Source organism: Duganella sp. GW821-FHT07G03 (assembly GCF_059418605.1).
Window position 1 is genome coordinate 25,548 of sequence record NZ_JBWKQE010000029.1, and the last position, 22,023, is coordinate 47,570.

Here is a 22,023-nt window from a genome sequence, read left to right on the forward strand (position 1 = left end):
GGCTTTTGCTTAGTGGGCAGTCAGTTGCTGACGGGCGAGCAGGGCGGCGCCGCGCGCGCCGCCGGCGTCGCCGAATTTCGGCGGCAGGATGGGCGGCACGCGCACGCCCGGGAACAGGTGGCGGCGCATCGCGGCCGGCAGCTGGTCGTACAGGTGCGCTAGCTGCGACAAGCCGCCGCCCAGCACGATGGCGTGCGGGTCCAGCGTCAGTACCAGCGTGGCCAGCGCGTGGCCCAGCAAGTCGGCGTGCAGCGCCATGGTCTTGACGGCGATGGCCGAACCGGCGCGCGCCTGCGCGACGATGGCTGATGGCGTTTCGTCGCCGCCGCCGAGGTGCTGGTGCAGCCGGCTCATGCCGGGACCGGAGACATAGCGTTCCAGGCAGCCGCGCCGCCCGCAAGGGCAGTCGAGGACAGGCAGCGGGGCCGGCGCAAACTGCATCACCAACTGTGATGCCAGCTGTGCCGCCGGCAGCGGCCAGTGGCCCCATTCGCCGGCTACGCCGTTGGCGCCGCGCAGCAGGCGGCCGTCGACGCAATAGCCGCCGCCGGCGCCGGTGCCGATGATGGCGCCGAACATGGTCGGCTGGCCGTGCGCCGCGCCGCCTTGCGCTTCCGACAGCGCGAAGCACTGGCAGTCGTTGCCGATGGCGACCGGGCGCTCCAGCGCATCCTTGAGCGCATGGGCCACGGCGCGACCGTTCAATGCCGGCACGTTGGAGCTGAGCTGGCGTCCGGTGGCGCTGTCGATCACACCCGGCAGGCCGATGCCGACCGGTGCGCGCAAGCCCAGCGCCTTGTCGGCGCGGCCCACCAGGCCCTGGATCGCCAGCAGGAACTCGGCGAAATCGGTGCCCGGCGTGGCGATGCGCTCGCGGTGGACTTCCTTCAGCTCATGGCCTTCCTCGGAGAACGCCACCAGCTCGATCTTGGTGCCGCCGATGTCGATGCCGTGATAGCCGCGTGGTTCAGAATTCGTCATGGCGGTAGATGGTGACGCCTTGCACGACACGGTTGACGGTGCCGCCGGCAAAAGGATTATCGGGATGCAGTTGCAGCAGCGCCGACTGGTGCAGCGCGTACTGCTGCGCCATCAGTAGCCACAGAGGCGCCAGCCAGGCGTCCGGCCAGGCCGGCGCGTCGATACCTATGTCGGCGCCGGCGCCGGCGCCCACGGTCAGGCAGCGGCCGGCCACCTGGTCGCGCTGGAGCTCCAGCAGCAAATCGTGTTCATAGCGGCGCGACAGCGGATCGGAGCTGCGGAACAGCACCACCAGCGTCTCCTTGTTCAACGCGGCCTTGGGGCCGTGGCGGAAACCGAGCGCGCTGTTGGCCATCGCCAGCACGCTGCCGGCGGTCAGTTCGAGGATCTTCAGCGCCGCCTCTTTGGCCAACGCTTCCAGCGGACCGCTGCCCAGGTAGACCACGCGCGCGACGCGCTGCGAAGCCAGTTCGGCCACCGGCGCCGACCACGCGGCCAGCGCTTGCTCGCCCAGTTGCGCCAGCGTGTCCAGGCGCTCCGGCTGGAAGTCGGGATCGAGCACGCACAGCGCGGCCAGCAGCATGCAGGTGAAGCTGCTGGTCATGGCGAAGCCGCGGTCGCAGCTGGCGGCCGGCATCATCAGGTTGAGGGTCTGCTGGTCGCCGGCGCCTTGCAGGGCCAGCGCGCCGTCGGCGTTGCAGGTGATGTTGAGGAAGCGCGCGGTCGGCACCATGTCGCGCACCAGTTGTACCGCCGCCGTGCTTTCCGGGCTGTTGCCGCTGCGGGCGAAGGACACCACCAGCGTTGGCGCCGTGCGTTCCAGGTACAGCGCGGGGTGGGTCAGCAAGCTGGTGGTCGACAGCGCGCGCACCTGGCACGGCCAGGCGGCGTTGATTTCGTCGGCGATGATCTCGCCCACATAGGCCGAGCTGCCGGCGCCGGTCAGGATCACGCGCTGCTGCGGATTGCTCAAGGTGTCGCCCAGGAAGGCGGCGATGCGGCTTTTTTCCGTGGCGAGGTGCGTCGCCAGTTCGCGCCAGAGGGCTGGCTGATGGACGATTTCTTCGGCGGTATCGAGGCCGCCGATATCGCGCCAGGCTTGGGGGGCACGTTGGAGTAAGTTGGTCATCGAAAGAATTAGTCTGGTTAAGTCATGGAAAGAATAAGGTTTTATTTTCGGAATGTCAAATTCGAAAGTGAAAAGAAAGTTGGTTCGCAACGCCGCCGTGCTGGCCTGTACCACTTTTGCCACGGAAACGAAAGTATGCTATTCGATCAACTATCAATACGAAAGATTTGGCTGGTTCTTTTTAAATATTTTCTTTCTTTTTGTTGACCGGGCTTATTTTTATTCCTAGAGTAATTGCATCGCAACGCATTTTCTTTCGTGAAGCAGACTATGAAACAGATTTCAGTCATTGCCGCCTTGCTGGCCAGCGCACCTTTAATGGCCTTGGCCGCTCCGATCGGTAATTTACGCAGCGTCACCGCCGGCGCCGGCCAGCAGTGGGATCTGGTCACCGACACCGGCGCCCACATACAGCTTAGTCTTCCGCGCGCCGATGTGCTGCATATTTGGGCCGGCCCCAAATCCGGCCTGACCGGCGCCGGCGACAAGGCCGCGCCCATCGTCGTCGCCACGCCGTCCGCCACGGTGGAGCACAGCGTCAGCGAGCAGGCCGACCATATCCTGATCCGCACGGCGGCCCTGAGCCTGCGCATCGACCGCAAGCCGCTGCGTTTCAGCCTGTTCCGCGCCGGCGACGCGCAGCCGCTGTGGCGCGAGATCCAGCCGCTGGAACTGGGCGACAAGCAAAGCGTGCAGACGCTGTCGAGCGACAAGGCCGAGCGCTTCTTCGGCGGCGGCCAGCAGAACGGCCGCTATGAATTCAAGGGCAAGCAGTTGCAGGTGTCGTACTCCGGCGGCTGGGAAGAGGGCGACCGACCCAGCCCCGCGCCGTTTTTGATGAGCTCACGCGGCTGGGGCATGCTGCGCAACACCTGGTCCGACGGCAGCTACGATCTGCGCCAGAGCGACCAGATCTCGCTGGAGCACAACGAGGCGCGCTTCGACGCCTACTACTTCGTCGGCAAGGACCTGCGCGACGTGCTGGCCCGCTACACCGAGTGGACCGGCCGCGCGCGCATGCTGCCGCGCTGGGCGCTGGAATACGGCGACGCCGATTGCTACAACGACGGCGATAACGTCAAGAAGCCGGGCACCGTGCCCAAAGGCTGGACCGACGGCCCCACCGGCAAGACGCCGGACGTGATCGAAACCGTGGCGCGCAAATACCGCGAACACGACATGCCGGGCGGCTGGATACTGCCGAACGACGGCTACGGCTGCGGCTATTCGGCGCTGCCGGAAACGGTGCAGGGCCTGGCCAAATACGGCTTCCGCACCGGCCTGTGGACCGAGAACGGCGTCGAGAAAATGGCGTGGGAAGTCGGCACCGCCGGCACCCGCGTGCAGAAGCTGGACGTGGCGTGGACCGGCAAGGGCTATCAGTTCTCGCTGGACGCCAACAAGTCGGCCTACGACGGCATCCTGAATAACTCCGATGGCCGTCCATTCATCTGGACCGTGATGGGCTGGGCCGGCACCCAGCGCTATGCCGTCACCTGGACCGGCGACCAGAGCGCCAGCTGGGACTACATTCGCTGGCACGTGCCGACGCTGATCGGCTCCGGCCTGTCCGGCCAGGCCTACGCCACCGGCGACGTCGACGGGATCTTCGGCGGCAGCCCGGAGACCTACACCCGCGATCTGCAGTGGAAGAGTTTTACCCCGGTGCTGATGGGGATGTCCGGCTGGGCGGCGGCGGAGCGCAAGCATCCGTGGTGGTTCGCCGAGCCTTACGTCAGCATCAACCGCCGCTACCTGAAGCTGAAGATGCGCCTGACGCCTTATATGTACACGCTGATGCGCGAGACGGAGCAGAGCGGCGCGCCGCTGGTGCGCGGCCTGATGTGGGACAACCCGGAAGATCCGGCGGCCTACACCGAAGCCTACAAATACCAGTACCTGCTGGGCCGCGACCTGCTGGTGGCGCCGGTGTACCGCAGCCAAGCCGTCAGCCAGGGCTGGCGCCGCGGCATCCACCTGCCGCAGGGCCAGTGGTTCGACTACTGGGACGGCCGCCAGGCCACGGCCGGCAAGGGCGGGCGCGATATCGACCTGGCCGTCACGCTGGACAAGCTGCCGGTGTTCGTCCGCGCCGGCGCCATCCTGCCGATGTACCCGGAGATGCTGTACGACGGCGAAAAACCGAAGGACGTATTGACGCTGGACCTGTATCCGCAGGGCGCATCCGAATTCACACTGTACGAGGATGATGGCAACACCCGCAAGTACCAGGACGGCGCCTTCAGCCAGCAGCTGATCCGCATGAACGCCGGCGCCGATGGCGTCAAGGTCGACGTCGAACCGGTGGTGGGCAGCTATGCCGGCCAGCCCGATCGCCGCGCCTATGCGTTGCGCCTGCTGACCCGCCAGCGTCCGGCCGCAGTGAGCACCGGCAGCGCCGTGCTGCCGCCATTGGCCGACCGCGCCGCCTTTGATGCCGCCGCCGCAGGCTGGTACTTCGACGCCGCCGACCGACTGGGTACGTTGCACGTCAAGGCCGCCAGCCAGGACATCCGCCAGCCGCTGCGCTTCACCGTGCAGACCGGCGCCGCGACTACGGTGGCCGACGACGCCTTCCCGTCCGCGCCGGTGCTGGGCCGCGCCATTCCAGCCGACGCCATGATGGTGATGAACCGTCCGGCCGAGGAAACCGGCCACCCGCTGGAAAACGCATTCGACAACAACCCGGCCACCTGGTTCCGCACCGCGCGCAGCCCGGCGGTGCAGGGCGGTCCGCATGAATGGGTGATCGGCTTCACCGAGCGCCGCCTGGTCGACGGCATCGAGCTGGCGCCGCGCACCGACCAGCACTGGCAGCACGGCCAGATCCGCGACTACGAGATCTACATGGGCGACAACAACGGCGACTGGGGCCAGCCGGTCAAGCGCGGCCAGTTGAAGCTGGAGCAGGGCACGCAGACGATCAGCTTCCCGCCGGCCGCCGGCCGCCTGCTGCGCTTCCGTGTCATGAGCACCCAGAACCCCGAGGGCGATGGCGCATCCGCCACCGATCCGATGGTGACCGCCGTCGCCACGCCGGCCGCCCGTGCCTACAACGCCGCCGTGCCGAGCGAGGTGCAGCCGATCACGCTGTCCGAGTTCCATGTGCTGGCCTACCAGCCGAAGGAAGGTCCGGAAGTACAGCAGTTCCTGTCCGACCTGGCCTTGCCGAAGAACGTCAGCCGCGACAAGCCTGCGCATGGCAGCGAGATGCGCATGAACGGCCTGTGGTTCCGCAAGGGCCTGGGCGTGGGCGCCACCAGCCGCGTCGACCTGCAACTGGCGGGCAACTGGAACCTGCTGCGCGCCGACCTGGGCATGGATGACAGCTGCCGCAGCGCCGGCGGCATGCAGTTCCAGGTCTGGAGCGGCGAACGGATGTTGTATGACAGTGGCCTGATCACGGCGCCGGCCGTGGTCAAGCCGGAAATCGATGTGCGCGGACTGAGTCAACTCAGCCTGCGCACCCTGGGCGCGCGCGGCAGCAAGCCGGCCCAGGTCTGCGGCAACTGGGCCAACGCGGTCCTGATAGGCACAGAGGGCAGCACCGTCCGCCCGCGCTGACCTAACCCTTAGTTTCACAAGAAAGAGCCCCTCCGCGGACCGGGGAGGGGCCGTTGCAGCCTCAAATAAACCAAACCACAAATAACAGGGAGACAAAGATGCATATGAAAAAACTGGTGGCCGCGATGGTGGCGGTGGGTCTGGCTTCCACGGCGCTGGCCGCCGACGAGCTGGATGAGCAAGCGCAAAAGAGCGCGAATGAGCAGAAGCTTACGCGGGTCGAAATCACCGGCTCCAGCCTGAAGCGCATCAACGCCGAAACCGCGTCGCCGGTGCAGGTGATCGACGCCAAGCAGATCGAGAACATGGGTGCCCGCACGCTGCTGCAAGTGCTGGACAACCTGCCGGCCGCGCGTCCGGCGCAGCAGGACTTCCGCTCGATGTTCACCGGGTCCGACGGCGCCTCGCAGGCCAATCTGCGCGGCCTGGGCGCGCAGGGCACGCTGGTGCTGCTGAACGGCCGCCGCCTGTCGTTCTACGGCGCGCCGGCCGGCTTCCAGACCATGTTCGTCAACATCGACGCGATTCCCGCCGCCGCCATCGAGCGCATGGAAGTGCTGACCGACGGCGCTTCGGCCGTCTACGGTTCCGACGCGGTGGCCGGTGTGATCAACGTCATCACCAAGAAGAACTACAAGGGCCTGGAAGTCCGCGCCAGCAACGACTCCACGCCGAGCGTCAAATCCTACGGCGAACGCCAGGCCAATGTACTGTACGGCCTGGGCGACCTGGACACCGACGGCTACAACGTCTATGGGGCCATCAACGTCTACCAGCGCGACCGCATTTCGTCGGCGGACACTTATCTGAAGCGGCCCGACTACTTCTACGTCAATAACCCGACCTTTGTCTCCGGCATGCGCGTCGGCGTCGGCAGCGAACCTGGCGTGGTCAATCCCGGCACCCTGTTCGTCTTCGATAAATCCAAGAACAACGCCCGCACCCAGCGTGCGGTGAGCGGCTGCACCACCTCCATCACCGAGGCCGCCGGCAGCCGCTGCGTGTGGAACACGCTACCCTACCAGCTGGACACCGGCCCGAGCTCCGACCGCGCCACCGGCTTCCTCAGCGGCCGCCTGAAGATCAGCGAGAACCTGGAAGGCTTCGCTGAAGCGACCTATACCCACATCAAGCTGCGCGGCGAGAACGGCCCGCGCAGCTTCAACAGCGGCAGCACCAGTAACTGGTTCGCGCGCAATACCGGCACCACGCTCAACACCTTTGTCACGCCCTACCTGGGACCGAACAACGTCTACCTGAAAGGCAAGCTCGATGCCGACATGGCGGCCAAGATGGGCGGCGCGGCGGGCCTGAACTACATCATGCTCGACGCCCCCGGCCACTTCGGCCAGACCAATGAGGACAACAACTACCGCGCGGTGGCGGGCCTGCGCGGCAGCATCGGCGGCGGCTGGGACTTCGAGACGGCGCTCAGCGTGGCGGGCAGCCATTCGACGCTGTTCCAGACGGTTAATATCAACACCCAGGGCTTCGCCAAGGCCTTCGGCCCGTTCACCACCGACGCGACGACCGGCCGCACCTACATCGCCGACAATCCGGCCTACAAGTTCGGCGAGATCAGCGACGCCAACGCCGCGCTGCTGCGCACCGCCTATCCGACCTTCGACATCCAGTCGTGGACCAAGCTGATTACCTGGGATGGCAAGGTCGAAGGCACCATCGCCAAGCTGGGCGAACGCGAAGTGCGCATGGCTGTTGGCGCGAGCCTGATGCGCGAGAGCTTCTACACGCCGGGCAACCAGGATGCGGCCAACGGCTACATCACGCAGCAGGGCGGCTCCTGGTTCGACGGCCAGCGCAACATCGCGGCGCTGTTCAGCGAAGTGGTGATACCGGTGACCGACAAGCTGGAAGTGAACGCCGCCGCGCGCCTCGACAAATATCCGAACTTCCCCGCCAACCTGGCGCCGAAAATCGGCGTGCTGTGGCGCGCGCGTCCCGAGGTGATGGTGCGCGGCACCTACTCCGAAGGCTTCCGCGCGCCCAACCTGGCCGAATCGGGCAGCGGCGGCGTGTTCGCGCAGGTGGGCGGCATCCGCGACACCGTGCGCTGCGACGAAACCAATGCGATGGCCAAGGTGCTGATGAAGTCCGTCTCGCCGGCCGAGGCGGAGCTGGGCAAGAATCTGCTCAATTCGAACTGCTCGACCACGGTCGGCGGCCTGACGCCGCCCAACCCGTCGCTGCGTCCGGAGAAGGCCAAGATCTCGACCGCCGGCCTGGTGCTGCAACCGGTCAAGGATGTCAGCATTTCGGTGGACTACTGGTTCGTCTACCGCCGCAACGAGATCGTGCGCCAGGACTTCAATGAACTGTTCACGCAGCTGGTGGACAAATACGGCCCGACCCTGGCCGGCACCAGCGCCGCCATCCGCAATCCGATCACCGATGCGGACCGTGGCAACATGGCGGCCGTCGCCGCCATGTGCAACAACCCGGCCAACGCTGCGGCTTGTTCCGGCGGCGCGCCGAAGTACTCGGTGGGTAACCTGGGCGGCTTGATCAACTCGTATTCGAACCGTGGCCGCACCTTGCTCGATGGCGTCGACATCGATGCCCGCACCCGCTTCTCGCTGGGCGAATACGGCAAGTTGAACACCGGCGTGTCGGCGACCATCCGCCGCCGCGAGACCTACAACTCGGAAGACGGCAGCGGCTTCACCGGCAACGTGGTCGGCTTCTACGATTCGCCGCGCGTGCGCGCCACGTTCAACGCCGACTGGGCGTATCAGAAGTTCGTCACCAGCCTGTTCGTCAACTACACTGGCAAGACCAAGTGGGCCTACGGTCCATGGGATACCGACAACACGCCGGAGAACTGCACGGCCGCTTCGGTCGCCTTGCCGCAGAACCTGTGCGGCGGCGCGCCGTCGTACTACACGGTCAACCTGGCGCTGAACTGGAAGCCGATCAAGAACCTGGAGCTGGGCATGAATATCAAGAACCTGTTGAACAAGCAGCCTACGTACGATCCGAATGGCTGGGAAGGCTACAACCATAGCCAGAACCTGTTCGGCCGTATGTACTCGTTCTCGGCCAATTACAAGTTCTTCTGACCCGTCCTGAGGAGACCACAATGACACAACGAGCTTTGAAGCCAAGACGATTGTTCCTGTATTCCGCAGCGTTGATGTTGAGCGCGTGCGGCGGCGCAAGCACTGGCGGCCAGACGGATAAGACGGCCGCGCAGGTGGTGATGGGCGGGCCGCAGGCCGGCGCGACCACCGTCAGCTCGAAGACAGTGGCGCTGGCCGGCAATGCCTTCATCACCAGCGCGCCCGCCGGCGCACAGGAGGAGATCAACGGCAACGGCTTGGCCAACTGGAGCAACCCAGGCACCGTCACCAGCGCTTACTTCCGCATGGCGTCCGCAGGGTCGGTCACGCTGGGCCTGGACGCCCGGCTGGCCGGCAGCAACAACAGCACCATACGCGTCACCGTCAACGGCAAGCCGTTCGTGGTCAAACTGACCGCCAACGGCAGTGGGAGCTACCCGGTCGGCACCGTCAACGTCGCGGCGCCGGACTATGTGAAGGTCGACCTGCAGGGCGTCAGCAAGGACGGCGGCTACTTCGGTGACGTCTCGGCCCTGCGCGTGACCACCAGCGCGGCGATCAACTACGCCGACGACGCGGCCAACTACTACTGGTCGCGGCGCGGACCGTCGGTCCACATGGGCTACACCACGCCGGCCAACACCGAGTACTTCTACAACGAGGTGACTGTGCCGGCGGGACAGGACCCGGAAGGCTCCTACTACATGGCCAACGGCTTCGACCAGGGCTACTTCGGCATCCAGGTCAAGTCGCCCAGCGAACGCTGGGTGCTGTTCTCGGTGTGGGATGCGGACGGCGGCGGTAAGACCACGCTGGTGCGCAAGGGCGCGGGCGTGGTGGACAACGGCTTCGGCGGCGAAGGCACGGGCGGCCAGTCCTACCTGAGCTACAACTGGATCAGCGGGAACACCTACCGCTTCATCACCCGCGCGCGGCCGGACGGCGCCGGCGCCACCGACTACTCGGCGTGGTTCTACGCGCCGGAGCTGGGCGTGTGGCGTTTTATCGCCACCTGGAAGCGTCCGGCCACCACCACCTACCTGACGGGAGCCTACTCCTTCCTGGAGAATTTCATCGATACCAAGGGCTATACTGGCCGGCGTGTATCGTTCGGCAACCAGTGGGCCCGCAACGTGTCGGGCGCGTGGTCCGAGGTGACGACGGCGCGCTTCACCGGCGACGCCACGGTGACCAACGCCCAGCGCATGGACTACGCCGGCGGCCTGGATAACGGCCAGTTCTACCTGCGTAACGGCGGCTTCTTCGCCGGCTATGTTCCGGTGAACCAGAACTTCACCCGCGCCGCCACCGGCCGGCAACCGGCTGTGGATGTGACCACGCTGCCGCAGCAATAATTAAAAGGAGTACCATGAAATCAGTTTTTAATCGACGCGACTTCCTGACCGCCGGCGCAGCGTTGGCGGGTAGCCTGATGCTGCCGACGGCGTTCGGCGCCACCCGCGAGCGGGTGCGCATCGGCATGATAGGCACCGGCATGCGCGGCCAGGTGCTGTTGCAGGAACTGCTGCGCCGCGACGACGTGGAAGTCGTCGCGCTGTGCGACATCGAACCGATCATGCTGGGCCGCGCGCTCAAGCAGGTGGAAAAATCGGGCAAGGCCAAGCCGAAGACCTTCGGCGAGGACCGCGATCCGCAAGCCTACAAGCGCATGCTGGACGCCGGCGCGCTCGATGGCGTGATCATCGCCACGCCATGGGAGTGGCATGCACCGATGGCCATCGCCGCCATGCAGGCCAAGGTGCCTGTCGGTTGCGAGGTGGTCGCCGGCATCACGCTGCAGGACCACTGGGATGTGTTGAACACGCAGCTCAAGACCAACACGCCGTATATGCTGCTGGAGAACGTCTGCTTCCGCCGCGACGTGATGGCGGTGCTGCAGATGGTGCGTTCCGGCTTGTTCGGCGAACTGATACACCTGCAAGGCGGCTACCAGCACGACCTGCGCGCGGTAAAGTTCAACAGCGGCGATCCGGCCAAGCCTTACGGTGGCGGCGTGGAGTTCGGCGCCAAGGGCTGGTCGGAAGCCAAGTGGCGCACCGAGCACTCGGTGCAGCGAGATGGCGAGCTCTATCCGAGCCACGGCATCGGTCCGTGCGCGATGTACACCAACATCAACCGCGGCAACCGCTTCACTCGCATCAACAGCTTCGCCACCAAGGCGCGCGGGCTGCACGACTACATCGTCAAGCAGCCTGGCGGCGCGGCCAGCCCGAACGCGAAGACGCAATTCAAGCTGGGCGACGTGGTCACCACCACGCTGTCGTGCGAGAACGGCGAGACCATCCTGCTGCAGCACGATACCTCGCTGCCGCGCCCTTATTCGCTGGGCTTCCGCGTGCAGGGCACCGACGGCCTGTGGATGGACGTGAACAATTCCATTCACATCGAAGGCAAGAGCAAGCCGCACCAGTGGGAGGACTTCCAGGCCTACCAGGACAAGTACGACCATCCGCTGTGGCGCAAGCACGCCAAGGACGCGGAGGGCGCCGGCCATGGCGGCATGGACTTCTTCGTCATCCACTCCTTCATCGAAGCGCTGAAGGCGAGGGCGCCGATGCCGATCGATATCTACGACGCCGTGACATGGAGCGCCATCACGCCGCTATCGGAACAGTCGATCGCGCAGAACTTCCAGACGCTGGACTTCCCGGACTTCACGGCTGGAGCGTGGAAGACGCGCAAGCCGATCTTCGCCTTGTAAGGTGGGGTACAATCTGCTGCGCCTAAACCCCAGCAGATTGAACCCCTACATGCCATCACGCCGTCTTTCCCTTGTCGCTTTAACCATCTTCGCCGCAGCCGCCGTTGTCGGCTGCAAAACCAATCCGGTGATTGAAACGCCGTCGGCGCCACCGCTGGCGGTGCCGGAGCCGCTGCCTCCCAAGAAGATCAAGATCGGCCTGGCGCTGGGTGGCGGCGCGGCGCGCGGCTTCGCCCACATCGGCGTGATCAAGGCGCTGGAGGCGCAGGGCATTTACGCGGACATCGTGGTCGGCACCAGCGCCGGCTCGGTGGTCGGCGCGCTCTACGCCGCCGGCAACACCGGCTTCCAGTTGCAGAAGGTGGCGATGGACATGGACGAAGCGGCGATCTCCGACTGGGCGGTGCCGCTGTTCGGCAAGAGCTCCGGCGTGCTGAAAGGCGAGGCGCTGCAGTCCTACGTCAACAAGGCGGTCAACAACCAGCCGATCGAGAAGTTGAAGATACCGTTCGGCGCCGTGGCGTCGGATTTGAAGACCGGCCAGCCGATCCTGTTCCAGCGCGGGAACACGGGCATGGCGGTACGGGCGTCGTCGTCGGTGCCGGGCGTGTTCCAGCCGGTGGTCATCAACGGCCGCTCGTATGTGGACGGCGGCCTGGTGGCGCCGGTGCCGGTGCGCTTTGCGCGCGACATGGGCGCGGACTTCGTCATCGCCGTCAACATCTCGACCCAGGCCGACGTGCAGGCCACCGTCAGCTCGCTGGACGTCATCATGCAGACCTTCAGCATCATGGGCCAGCGCATCAACCAGTACGAATTGAAGGACGCGGACGTGGTCATCGCGCCTAGCCTGGGCAAAATGGCGGGCAACGATTTCGCCGGCCGCAACCAGGCGATCCTGGCGGGCGAGCAGGCCGCCGCGCAGGTGATGGCGCAGATCAAGCAGAAACTGGAAGCCAAGCGCAGACCGTAGCAGTACAATATCCGGTCCAATAATAAGGAAGAGCACATGCAAACCAAACCATACCTGTCGCTTGCCGACATCAAGAAGATCGCTGCCGGCGCCGAAGCCGAGGCGACCGCCCATAACTGGCCAGTCGTGATCGCCATCGTCGACGACGGCGGCCACCTGCTGTGGCTGCAACGTCAGGACGGCGCCGCGCCGCTGTCGTCGCACATCGCCCCCGCCAAGGCGCGCGTATCGGCGCTGGGCCGCCGCGAATCGAAGATCTACGAAGACATGATCAACAACGGCCGCACCGCCTTCCTGAGCGCCCCGGCGCCGATGGCGGACGGCCTGCTGGAAGGCGGCGTGCCCATCATCGTTGACGGCCACGTCGTCGGCGCCGTTGGCGTTTCCGGCGTCAAGTCGGCTGAAGATGTGCAGGTTGCCAAGGCCGGTATCGCCGCGCTGAATTAATTTACAACGTTTCGACCAAGTGCCGCCCGACTCGCGTCCGGCGGCATTTTTTTTTCGTCGACTGTGCTCCGGCTGCCATTGCCAAGCAAGGTAGATTTGGTTATAATTCAAAGGTTTAGCCAATCTCACCTCTACCGTAGCGACTACCACTCACTCCATCATCAATTGACCTTCTACCCTGGCCTGCGACGGCGGGGGACACACGACGGTCGTCTGACGTGGCGCAGCTACGGTAACTTTATCAGGAGTTGCCCTTGCCGCCATTTTTTTCTGGCCCTGCCGTTCCAGCCATACTGGCCCTCGCTGACGGTACCATTTTCAAAGGTTTTTCGATCGGCGCCGCCGGTCATACAACTGGCGAAGTGGTCTTCAATACGTCCATGACCGGCTATCAGGAAATCCTGACCGATCCTTCCTACAGCCGCCAGATCGTCACGCTGACGTATCCGCATATCGGCAATACCGGCGTCAATCCGGAAGACGTCGAATCCACCAAAGTCCACACCGCCGGTCTGATCATCCGTGACCTGCCGCTGATGGCGTCGAATTTCCGCTCCACCCAGTCGCTGTCCGATTACCTGAAGGCCGAGAACATCGTCGGCATCGCCGGTATCGACACCCGCAAGCTGACCCGCATCCTGCGCGAGAAGGGCGCCCAGTCCGGCGCCATCCTGGTCGGCACCCAGGGCAACGAGCCGTCCGCCGCGCAAGCGCTGGACCTGGCCCGCTCCTTCCCCGGCATCGCCGGCATGGATTTGGCCAAGGTCGTCACCGTCAAGGCGGCCTACGACTTCACCGAAACCGAATGGACGCTGGGCGAAGGCTACGGCAAACTGACCGACCCTAAGTTCCACGTGGTCGCTTATGACTTCGGCGTCAAGCGCAACATCCTGCGCATGCTGACCGCGCGCGGCTGCAAAGTCACCGTGGTGCCGGCGCAAACCACCGCTGAAGAAGTGCTGGCGCTGAACCCGGACGGCGTGTTCCTGTCGAACGGCCCAGGCGACCCTGAGCCATGCGACTACGCGATCGCCGCCGCCAAGGTCTTCATGGCCAAGAAGCTGCCGCTGTTCGGCATCTGCCTCGGCCACCAGATCATGGGCCTGGCCTCGGGCGCGAAAACCCTGAAGATGAAGTTCGGCCACCACGGCGCCAACCACCCGGTGCAGGACCTGGACAGCAAACAAGTGCTGATCACGTCCCAGAACCACGGCTTCGCAGTCGACCCGGACACCTTGCCGGCCAACTGCCGCGTCACCCACAAATCGTTGTTCGACGGTTCGCTGCAAGGCTTCGCCCGCACCGACACGCCGGCCTTCTGCTTCCAGGGCCACCCTGAAGCATCGCCTGGCCCGACTGACGTCGCTTACCTGTTTGACCGCTTCATCGGCATGATGGAAGCAACGGAGAAAAAATAAGATGCCTAAACGTACAGACATTAAAAGTATTCTGATCATTGGCGCTGGCCCGATCATCATCGGCCAGGCTTGCGAGTTCGATTATTCCGGCGCACAGGCCTGCAAGGCCCTGCGCGAAGAGGGCTACAAAGTCATCCTGGTCAACAGCAACCCTGCGACCATCATGACCGACCCGGAAATGGCCGACGTCACCTACATCGAGCCGATCACCTGGCAAGTGGTGGAGCGCATCATCGCCAAGGAGAAGCCGGACGCGATCCTGCCGACCATGGGTGGCCAGACCGCGCTGAACTGCGCGCTGGACCTGCATCGCCACGGCATCCTGGACAAGTACAAGGTTGAACTGATCGGCGCCACGCCGGAAGCCATCGACAAGGCCGAAGACCGCTCCAAGTTCAAGGACGCGATGACCAAGATCGGCCTCGGTTCGGCCAAGTCGGGCGTCGCCCACACCATGGAAGAATCGTGGGGCGTGCAGCGCACGCTGGGCTTCCCGGTCATCATCCGTCCATCGTTCACGATGGGCGGCACCGGCGGCGGCATCGCCTACAACGAAGAAGAATTCGAGACCATCTGCAAACGCGGCCTGGAAGCTTCGCCGACCTCCGAACTGCTGATCGAAGAATCGCTGATCGGCTGGAAAGAGTACGAGATGGAAGTGGTGCGCGACAAGGCGGACAACTGCATCATCATCTGCTCGATCGAAAACCTGGATCCGATGGGCGTGCACACCGGCGACTCGATCACCGTGGCGCCGGCGCAGACGCTGACCGACAAGGAATACCAGATCATGCGCAACGCCTCGCTGGCGGTGCTGCGTGAAATCGGCGTCGACACCGGCGGCTCCAACGTGCAGTTCTCGATCAACCCGGAAGATGGCCGCATGATCGTCATCGAGATGAACCCGCGTGTATCGCGTTCGTCGGCGCTGGCGTCGAAAGCCACCGGCTTCCCGATCGCGAAAGTGGCGGCCAAGCTGGCCGTGGGCTTCACGCTCGACGAGCTGCGCAACGAGATCACCGGCGGCGCGACCCCGGCCTCGTTCGAACCGTCGATCGACTACGTCGTCACCAAGATCCCGCGCTTCACGTTCGAGAAATTCCCGACCGCCGACCACCACCTGACCACGCAAATGAAATCGGTCGGTGAAGTGATGGCGATCGGCCGCACCTTCCAGGAATCGTTCCAGAAAGCGCTGCGCGGCCTGGAAGTCGGCGTCGACGGCCTGAACGAAAAAACCAAGGACCGCGAGAAGATCGAAGAGGAACTGGGCGAGCCAGGTCCTGAGCGCATCTGGTACGTGGGCGACGCGTTCGCCCAGGGCTTCACGCTGGAAGAAGTACACAACCTGACCAAGATCGACCCTTGGTTCCTGATCCAGATTAAAGAGATCGTGGACCTGGAACTGTGGATGGACACCCAGAAGCTGGACCAGATCGACAAGCCTACGCTGTACAAGCTGAAGCAAAAAGGCTTCTCGGATCGCCGCCTGGCCTTCCTGCTGCAGACCGATGCCAAGACCGTGCGCGCCAAGCGCCATGAGCTGGGCATCCGTCCAGTGTACAAGCGCGTCGACACCTGCGCGGCGGAGTTCTCGACCAACACCGCCTACATGTACTCGACCTACGATGAAGAGTGCGAGTCCAACCCGACCGACAAGAAAAAGATCATGGTGCTGGGCGGTGGCCCTAACCGCATCGGCCAGGGTATCGAATTCGATTACTGCTGCGTGCACGCGGCGCTGGCGATGCGCGAAGACGGCTACGAGACCATCATGGTCAACTGCAATCCGGAGACCGTGTCGACCGACTACGATACCTCGGATCGCCTGTACTTCGAATCGCTGACGCTGGAAGACGTGCTGGAAATCGTTGACCTGGAAAAGCCGGTCGGCGTGATCGTTCAATACGGCGGCCAGACGCCATTGAAACTGGCGCTGGACCTGGAAGCGAACGGCGTGCCTATCGTCGGCACCTCGCCGGACATGATCGACGCCGCCGAAGACCGCGAGCGTTTCCAGCAGCTGCTGCACAAGCTGGGCCTGCGCCAGCCGCCTAACCGCACCGCCCGCACCGAAGCCGACGCCTTGGCGCTGGCACAGGAAATCGGCTACCCGCTGGTGGTCCGTCCTTCCTACGTGCTGGGTGGCCGCGCGATGGAGATCGTCCACGAGCAGCGCGACCTGGAGCGCTACATGCGCGAAGCGGTCAAGGTATCGCACGATTCGCCGGTGCTGCTGGACCGCTTCCTGAACGACGCCATCGAGTGCGACGTCGATTGCATCTCCGACGGCGAAACCACCTTCATCGGCGGCGTGATGGAGCACATCGAGCAAGCCGGCGTGCACTCGGGCGATTCGGCCTGCTCGCTGCCGCCTTACTCGCTGGCGCAAGAGACCATCGATGAACTGAAGCGCCAGACCGCGCTGATGGCCAAGGGCCTGAACGTGGTCGGCCTGATGAACGTGCAGTTCGCGATCCAGAAGCAGGAGCGCGACGGCGTGTTGCGCGATGTGGTCTACGTGCTGGAAGTGAACCCACGCGCCTCGCGCACCGTGCCGTTCGTGTCGAAGGCCACCGGCTTGCAGCTGGCGAAGATCGCCGCGCGCTGCATGGTTGGCCAGACGCTGGCGCAGCAAGGCATCACGCACGAAGTCGTGCCGCCTTACTTCAGCGTCAAGGAAGCCGTGTTCCCGTTCGTGAAATTCCCTGGCGTCGACACCATCCTCGGACCTGAGATGAAATCGACCGGTGAAGTCATGGGCGTCGGCAAGACCTTCGGCGAAGCCTTCGTCAAGTCGCAGCTGGGCGCCGGCATCAAGCTGCCGAAGTCGGGCAAGGTGTTCCTCTCGGTGAAATCGTCGGACAAGCCGCGCGCCGTTAAAGTGGCGCGCGACCTGGTGGACATCGGCTTCACGCTGGTGGCGACCAAGGGCACCGCTGCCGTCATCGCGGCGGCCGGGATTCCGGTTACGCCGGTGAACAAGGTGGTCGAAGGCCGTCCGCACGTGGTCGACATGATCAAGAACCACGAGATCGTCCTGGTGATCAACACGGTGGAAGAGAAGCGCAGCGCCATCACCGACTCGCGTGCCATCCGCACCTCGTCGCTGGCGTCGCGCGTGACGACCTACACCACCATCGCCGGCGCGGAAGCGGCGGTCGAAGGCATCCGTCATTTGGACGAGTTGCAAGTGTACGATTTACAAGGGCTGCATAAAACCTTACACTAAGGTTCTTTCGTCACCCCGGTGACGGAAAACAGTACCTTTTAACCACAGAGCTCGCGCTGCAGGTTGGCGTGGCCTCTGTGGTTTTCCATTGTAACAACAGAGTAAATATAAACATGACTTCAGTTCCACTTACCAAGTACGGCGCAGAACTCCTGAAAGAAGAGTTGCACCAGTTGAAGACCAAAGAACGCCGTATCGTGATCGACGCGATTGCTGAAGCACGTTCGCATGGCGATCTGTCGGAAAACGCCGAGTACGATGCCGCCAAGGAGCGCCAGGCCTTCGTCGAAGGCCGCATCGCCGAACTGGAAGGTAAGCTGAGCGCCGCGCAAATCATCGACCCGACCACGCTGGACGCCGATGGCCGCGTAGTGTTCGCCTCGACCGTGGACCTGGAAGACCTGGATTCGGGTTCGAAAGTGACCTACCAGATCGTCGGCCTGGACGAAGCGGACCTGAAACTGAGCAAAGTATCGGTGACCTCGCCGATCGCCCGCGCGCTGATCGGCAAGTCGGCCGGCGACGTGGTGGAAGTGCAGGCGCCGTCCGGCCCGCGCGAATACGAAATCCTGGAAGTGCGATACATCTGATGCTGCTCGCGCGTACACGTTTGCTGGTCGCGACGCTGTGGGCGGGCAGTCTGTGGGCAGTCGGCTATCTGGCCGCGCCGACGCTGTTCGCCACGCTGAGCGACCGGGTGCTGGCCGGCACCATTGCCGCCAGCCTGTTCAAGAACCAGGCCTGGCTGTCGATCGCCTGCGCGCTGGTGATGCTGGCGTTGCTGTGGGTTAGCAAGGGCGCGGAGACGGGCGGTATCTTCGCCGGTTCAGCCGCCAACTCGGCCGCCAAGACGCGCCGCATGCTGCTGTTGATCGTCTCGACGATGCTGGCGTGCACGCTGGTGTCGCACTTCGGCCTGCAACCGATGATGGCCGCTCTGCGTGCCGCGGCGGGGCCGGGCGGGGTGATGGAAGGCGCCGCTCAGAACGAATTCGGCATGTTGCACGGCATTTCCAGCAGCATCTACCTGGTGCAGAGCTTGCTGGCCGCGTGGCTGGTGGTCAAACAGTAAATAGTAATACGGTTATAACAGTTTCGTCCTTTCCCAGGCGGGAAAGGACGATGCATCAGGCTTATTTCGAGCCCAGTGCGCTCTTCTTGGTCGACTTCTGCTGTGGCTTGGCGCGTTTGATATTGCCGCCTTGCGTCACGCGTTCATTCCCCTTGAGCAGTACCTTGGTCACAGACGGACGTTTGGTGCCGCTTGGGCTAGGCTTGACGATGGTGACTTCGCGCAGGCCCTTGCCGGAGGTCGAACGGGCCTTTTCCGTTTCGATCTTCGGACGGTACAGCACCAGCAGTTTGCCGATGTGTTGTACCGGCGACGCATCGAGCTGCTCGCAGATGGTGTCGTACATGGCGGCACGGGCTTCACGGTCGTCGCCGAATACGCGAACCTTGATCAGGCCGTGGGAGTCCAGACCCAGCGCAATTTCCTTGAGGACGTTGGCTGTCAGGCCTGCCTCGCCGATCATGACGATAGGCTTGAGGCCATGCGCTTCGGCGCGCAGAGCGCTGCGCTCAACAGGTGTAAGTTTTTGCATAATATATTTTTAGTGGTTCCCTTAAAGGCAGTATTCTACGCGAATGAAGAAGAAGAAATTAAACAAAAACTGGTTACACGACCACATTAACGACCCTTATGTGAAATTAGCGCAAAAAGAGGGCTACCGCGCCCGCGCCGCTTTCAAGCTCAAGGAGATCGATGAGGACGAGAACCTGATCAAGCCCGGCCAGGTCATCGTCGACCTCGGCTGCACTCCCGGCAGCTGGGGGCAATACGTGCGCCGCAAGCTGTCCGGCAAGGAGGGCGGGGGCATCAACGGCACGCTGATCGGCCTCGATCTGCTGCCGATGGAGCCGATCGCCGACTTCCACTTCATCCAGGGCGATTTCCGCGAGCCCGAGGTGTTGCAATTATTGGAAGATCATGTCAAAGGTCAAAAAATCGATGTGGTGTTATCGGATATGGCGCCCAACCTGTCCGGTATTGCCTCGGCCGACGCCGCGCGCATGGAACATCTGATCGATTTGGCAATTGAATTCTCCCAGGCCCATTTAAAACCGAGCGGCTCGCTGCTGGTGAAATGTTTTAAAGACATGGGTTTTAACGATATTGTGCTCAAATTCCGCCGCGAATTCAAAACCGTGGTGCAGAAAAAGCCGAAAGCCAGCCGCGACAAGTCGTCCGAGATTTTCCTGCTGGGGCGCGGCCTGAAAAACCCGACCGACGGCATGAGCTCGGCACTACCGCTGGAAACTGACGATTTCCCTCTCGAGCGCCCTTGATATTTGGCGCTTGGGCCGCACATCGACACGGTGAGGATCAGTTTTGACTTGATCGCACTGGTATTTTGGTCAAATAATGTGTTTTACGGCTGGAATTTTGGCCGCACGCGCAGGCGGGCTTCTGGCACCGCCTGCTTATTGCGAGTAAAATCGGGTTTCTAGCTATCGGTTAAAAGATGCGCCCTGCATCCAAGGAGTTTTCGTGAATAACATGTTTTCCAAATCAGCCATCTGGGTAGTCGTGGTACTGCTGCTGCTGATGCTGTACAAGCAGTTTGACAGCCACGGCGTGACCGCTGGCGCCAAACCCATCGCTTATTCCGATTTGCTGGATGAGGTCAAGGCCAAGCGTATCAAGGATGTGGTGATCGAAGGCGTCAACATCACGGCCACCCGTAGCGACGACACCAAGGTGCGCGCCACCGCCACCGGCCTCGATCGCGGCCTGGTCGGCGACCTGCGCGACAACGGCGTGCACTTCGACGTGCGTCCGCCTGAGGAGCAGTCGTTCCTGCAACAAATCTTCGTTTCCTGGTTCCCGATGCTGTTGCTGATCGGCGTGTGGATTTTCTTCATGCGTCAGATGCAGGGCGGCGGCAAGGGCGGCGCTTTCTCCTTCGGCAAGTCGAAGGCGCGCATGATGGACGAAACCAATAACACCGTCACCTTCGCCGACGTCGCCGGTTGCGACGAAGCGAAGGAAGAAGTCAACGAAATCGTCGACTTCCTCAAGGACCCGAGCAAATTCCAGAAACTGGGCGGCCGCATTCCACGCGGCGTGCTGATGGTCGGTCCTCCGGGCACGGGTAAGACCCTGCTGGCGCGCGCCATCGCCGGCGAAGCCAAGGTGCCGTTCTTCTCGATCTCCGGTTCGGACTTCGTTGAAATGTTCGTCGGCGTGGGTGCTTCCCGTGTCCGCGACATGTTCGAGAACGCCAAGAAGCATTCGCCTTGCATCATCTTCATCGACGAGATCGACGCGGTCGGCCGTCATCGCGGCGCCGGCATGGGCGGCGGCAACGACGAACGCGAACAGACGCTGAACCAGCTGCTGGTGGAAATGGACGGCTTCGAAGCGTCGTCCGGCGTGATCGTGGTGGCCGCCACCAACCGCGCCGACGTGCTGGACAAGGCGCTGCTGCGTCCGGGCCGTTTCGACCGCCAGGTCTCGGTCGGCCTGCCGGACATCCGCGGCCGCGAACAGATCCTGAACGTGCACATGCGCAAAGTGCCTATCGGCACCGACGTCAAGGCCGACATCCTGGCCCGCGGCACGCCTGGCTTCTCGGGCGCCGACCTGGCCAACCTGGTCAACGAGGCTGCGCTGTTCGCCGCGCGCCGCAGCAAGCGCCTGGTCGACATGATCGACTTCGAAGATGCGAAAGACAAGATCTTCATGGGCCCGGAGCGCAAGTCGATGGTCATCCGCGAGGAAGAGCGCCGCAACACCGCGTATCACGAGTCCGGCCACGCCGTGGTCGCCAAGCTGCTGCCGAAGGCCGATCCGGTCCACAAAGTGACCATCATGCCGCGCGGCTGGGCCCTGGGCCTGACCTGGCAGCTGCCTGAGCACGACAATATTTCGGGCTACAAGGACAAGATGCTGGAAGAAATTTCCATCCTGTTCGGCGGCCGTATCGCCGAAGAGATCTTCGTCGGCCAGATGTCGACCGGCGCCTCGAACGACTTCTCGCGCGCCACCAAGCTGGCCCGCTCGATGGTGACCCGCTTCGGCATGTCCGACGCGATGGGTGTGATGGTCTACGAAGACAGCCAGAACGACGGCTTCTTCGGCGGCGCATCGAAGACGATTTCCGAAGCGACCCAGCAAATGGTCGACGCCGAGATCCGCAGCATCCTCGACACGCAGTACCAGCTGGCGCGCAAGCTGCTGGAAGAGAACCGCGACAAGGTCGAAGTGATGACCAAGGCGCTGATGGAATGGGAAACCATCGATGCCGACCAGATCAACGACATCATGGCCGGCCTGGAGCCACGCGCGCCGAAAGCCGGCGTGACCATCCGCAAGCATCCGCCTAGCGATGGCGGCTCGGGCGTCTCGCCCAGCGTGACCGCTCCAGCCTGATTCTTGGCTGAGTAGCAAGACAGAGGGTGGGGAGCGATCCTCGCC

15 protein-coding genes are annotated in these 22,023 nt (G+C 63.6%); 12 read left to right on the top strand and 3 right to left on the bottom strand.

Features of this window, described 5'->3' with window-relative positions; translation table 11 throughout:
- Positions 1 to 9 precede the first annotated feature (9 nt).
- Together AC07OK_RS27085 and AC07OK_RS27090 are read right to left on the bottom strand one after the other, a co-directional pair.
- Positions 10 to 981 carry an ROK family protein gene (locus AC07OK_RS27085; protein WP_494693172.1) on the bottom strand — a complete coding sequence of 324 codons (972 nt, stop codon included), beginning with the start codon at positions 979 to 981 and terminating at the stop codon, positions 10 to 12.
- On the bottom strand, positions 968 to 2,110 hold the full coding sequence (locus tag AC07OK_RS27090) for an AgaS family sugar isomerase (protein WP_494693173.1): 1,143 nt from the start codon (positions 2,108 to 2,110) through the stop codon (positions 968 to 970). The genes AC07OK_RS27085 and AC07OK_RS27090 overlap by 14 nt, the downstream gene beginning before the upstream one ends.
- 270 nt (positions 2,111 to 2,380) lie before the next feature.
- On the opposite strand from AC07OK_RS27090, the gene AC07OK_RS27095 reads away from it, so the two are divergent.
- The 10 genes from AC07OK_RS27095 to AC07OK_RS27140 all read left to right on the top strand — a co-directional run bounded on the left by AC07OK_RS27095 (position 2,381) and on the right by AC07OK_RS27140 (position 18,615).
- Complete coding sequence (locus AC07OK_RS27095) at positions 2,381 to 5,674, top strand: TIM-barrel domain-containing protein (protein ID WP_494693174.1); 3,294 nt, start codon at positions 2,381 to 2,383, stop codon at positions 5,672 to 5,674.
- 98 nt (positions 5,675 to 5,772) lie between these two features.
- On the top strand, positions 5,773 to 8,751 hold the full coding sequence (locus AC07OK_RS27100) for a TonB-dependent receptor plug domain-containing protein (RefSeq protein ID WP_494693175.1): 2,979 nt from the start codon (positions 5,773 to 5,775) through the stop codon (positions 8,749 to 8,751).
- Positions 8,752 to 8,771: 20 nt separating this feature from the next.
- On the top strand, positions 8,772 to 10,106 hold the full coding sequence (locus AC07OK_RS27105) for a DUF3472 domain-containing protein (RefSeq protein WP_494693176.1): 1,335 nt from the start codon (positions 8,772 to 8,774) through the stop codon (positions 10,104 to 10,106).
- 14 nt (positions 10,107 to 10,120) lie between these two features.
- On the top strand, positions 10,121 to 11,473 hold the full coding sequence (locus AC07OK_RS27110; protein WP_494693177.1) for a Gfo/Idh/MocA family protein: 1,353 nt from the start codon (positions 10,121 to 10,123) through the stop codon (positions 11,471 to 11,473).
- A 49-nt stretch (positions 11,474 to 11,522) separates the two neighbouring features.
- The gene (locus AC07OK_RS27115) at positions 11,523 to 12,446 is read left to right on the top strand and encodes a patatin-like phospholipase family protein (protein WP_494693178.1); all 924 of its coding nucleotides are present in this window, start codon (positions 11,523 to 11,525) and stop codon (positions 12,444 to 12,446) included.
- A gap of 36 nt (positions 12,447 to 12,482) precedes the next feature.
- Positions 12,483 to 12,893: a heme-binding protein gene (locus tag AC07OK_RS27120; RefSeq protein ID WP_020706088.1), complete on the top strand. Its 411-nt coding sequence runs from the start codon at positions 12,483 to 12,485 to the stop codon at positions 12,891 to 12,893.
- A 254-nt stretch (positions 12,894 to 13,147) separates the two neighbouring features.
- Positions 13,148 to 14,311 (top strand): glutamine-hydrolyzing carbamoyl-phosphate synthase small subunit, encoded by a 1,164-nt coding sequence (gene carA, locus AC07OK_RS27125; protein WP_494693179.1) that lies wholly within the window; start codon positions 13,148 to 13,150, stop codon positions 14,309 to 14,311.
- 1 nt (position 14,312) lies between these two features.
- The gene (gene carB, locus AC07OK_RS27130) at positions 14,313 to 17,543 is read left to right on the top strand and encodes a carbamoyl-phosphate synthase large subunit (RefSeq protein ID WP_494693180.1); all 3,231 of its coding nucleotides are present in this window, start codon (positions 14,313 to 14,315) and stop codon (positions 17,541 to 17,543) included.
- A gap of 113 nt (positions 17,544 to 17,656) precedes the next feature.
- The gene (greA, locus tag AC07OK_RS27135; RefSeq protein ID WP_026335301.1) at positions 17,657 to 18,133 is read left to right on the top strand and encodes a transcription elongation factor GreA; all 477 of its coding nucleotides are present in this window, start codon (positions 17,657 to 17,659) and stop codon (positions 18,131 to 18,133) included.
- Positions 18,133 to 18,615 carry a DUF4149 domain-containing protein gene (locus AC07OK_RS27140; protein ID WP_494693181.1) on the top strand — a complete coding sequence of 161 codons (483 nt, stop codon included), beginning with the start codon at positions 18,133 to 18,135 and terminating at the stop codon, positions 18,613 to 18,615. Before greA ends, AC07OK_RS27140 begins: the two co-directional genes overlap by 1 nt.
- Positions 18,616 to 18,676: 61 nt before the next feature.
- Here AC07OK_RS27140 and AC07OK_RS27145 read toward each other — a convergent pair whose 3' ends face one another.
- Positions 18,677 to 19,147 (bottom strand): YhbY family RNA-binding protein, encoded by a 471-nt coding sequence (locus AC07OK_RS27145; protein WP_217943711.1) that lies wholly within the window; start codon positions 19,145 to 19,147, stop codon positions 18,677 to 18,679.
- Positions 19,148 to 19,190: 43 nt separating this feature from the next.
- On the opposite strand from AC07OK_RS27145, the gene AC07OK_RS27150 reads away from it, so the two are divergent.
- The gene (locus AC07OK_RS27150) at positions 19,191 to 19,892 is read left to right on the top strand and encodes an RlmE family RNA methyltransferase (RefSeq protein ID WP_332855332.1); all 702 of its coding nucleotides are present in this window, start codon (positions 19,191 to 19,193) and stop codon (positions 19,890 to 19,892) included.
- 202 nt (positions 19,893 to 20,094) lie between these two features.
- A complete protein-coding gene (ftsH, locus tag AC07OK_RS27155; protein ID WP_494693182.1) occupies positions 20,095 to 21,978 on the top strand; it encodes an ATP-dependent zinc metalloprotease FtsH in 1,884 nt (627 codons plus the stop codon).
- The last annotated feature ends 45 nt before the right edge of the window (positions 21,979 to 22,023 follow it).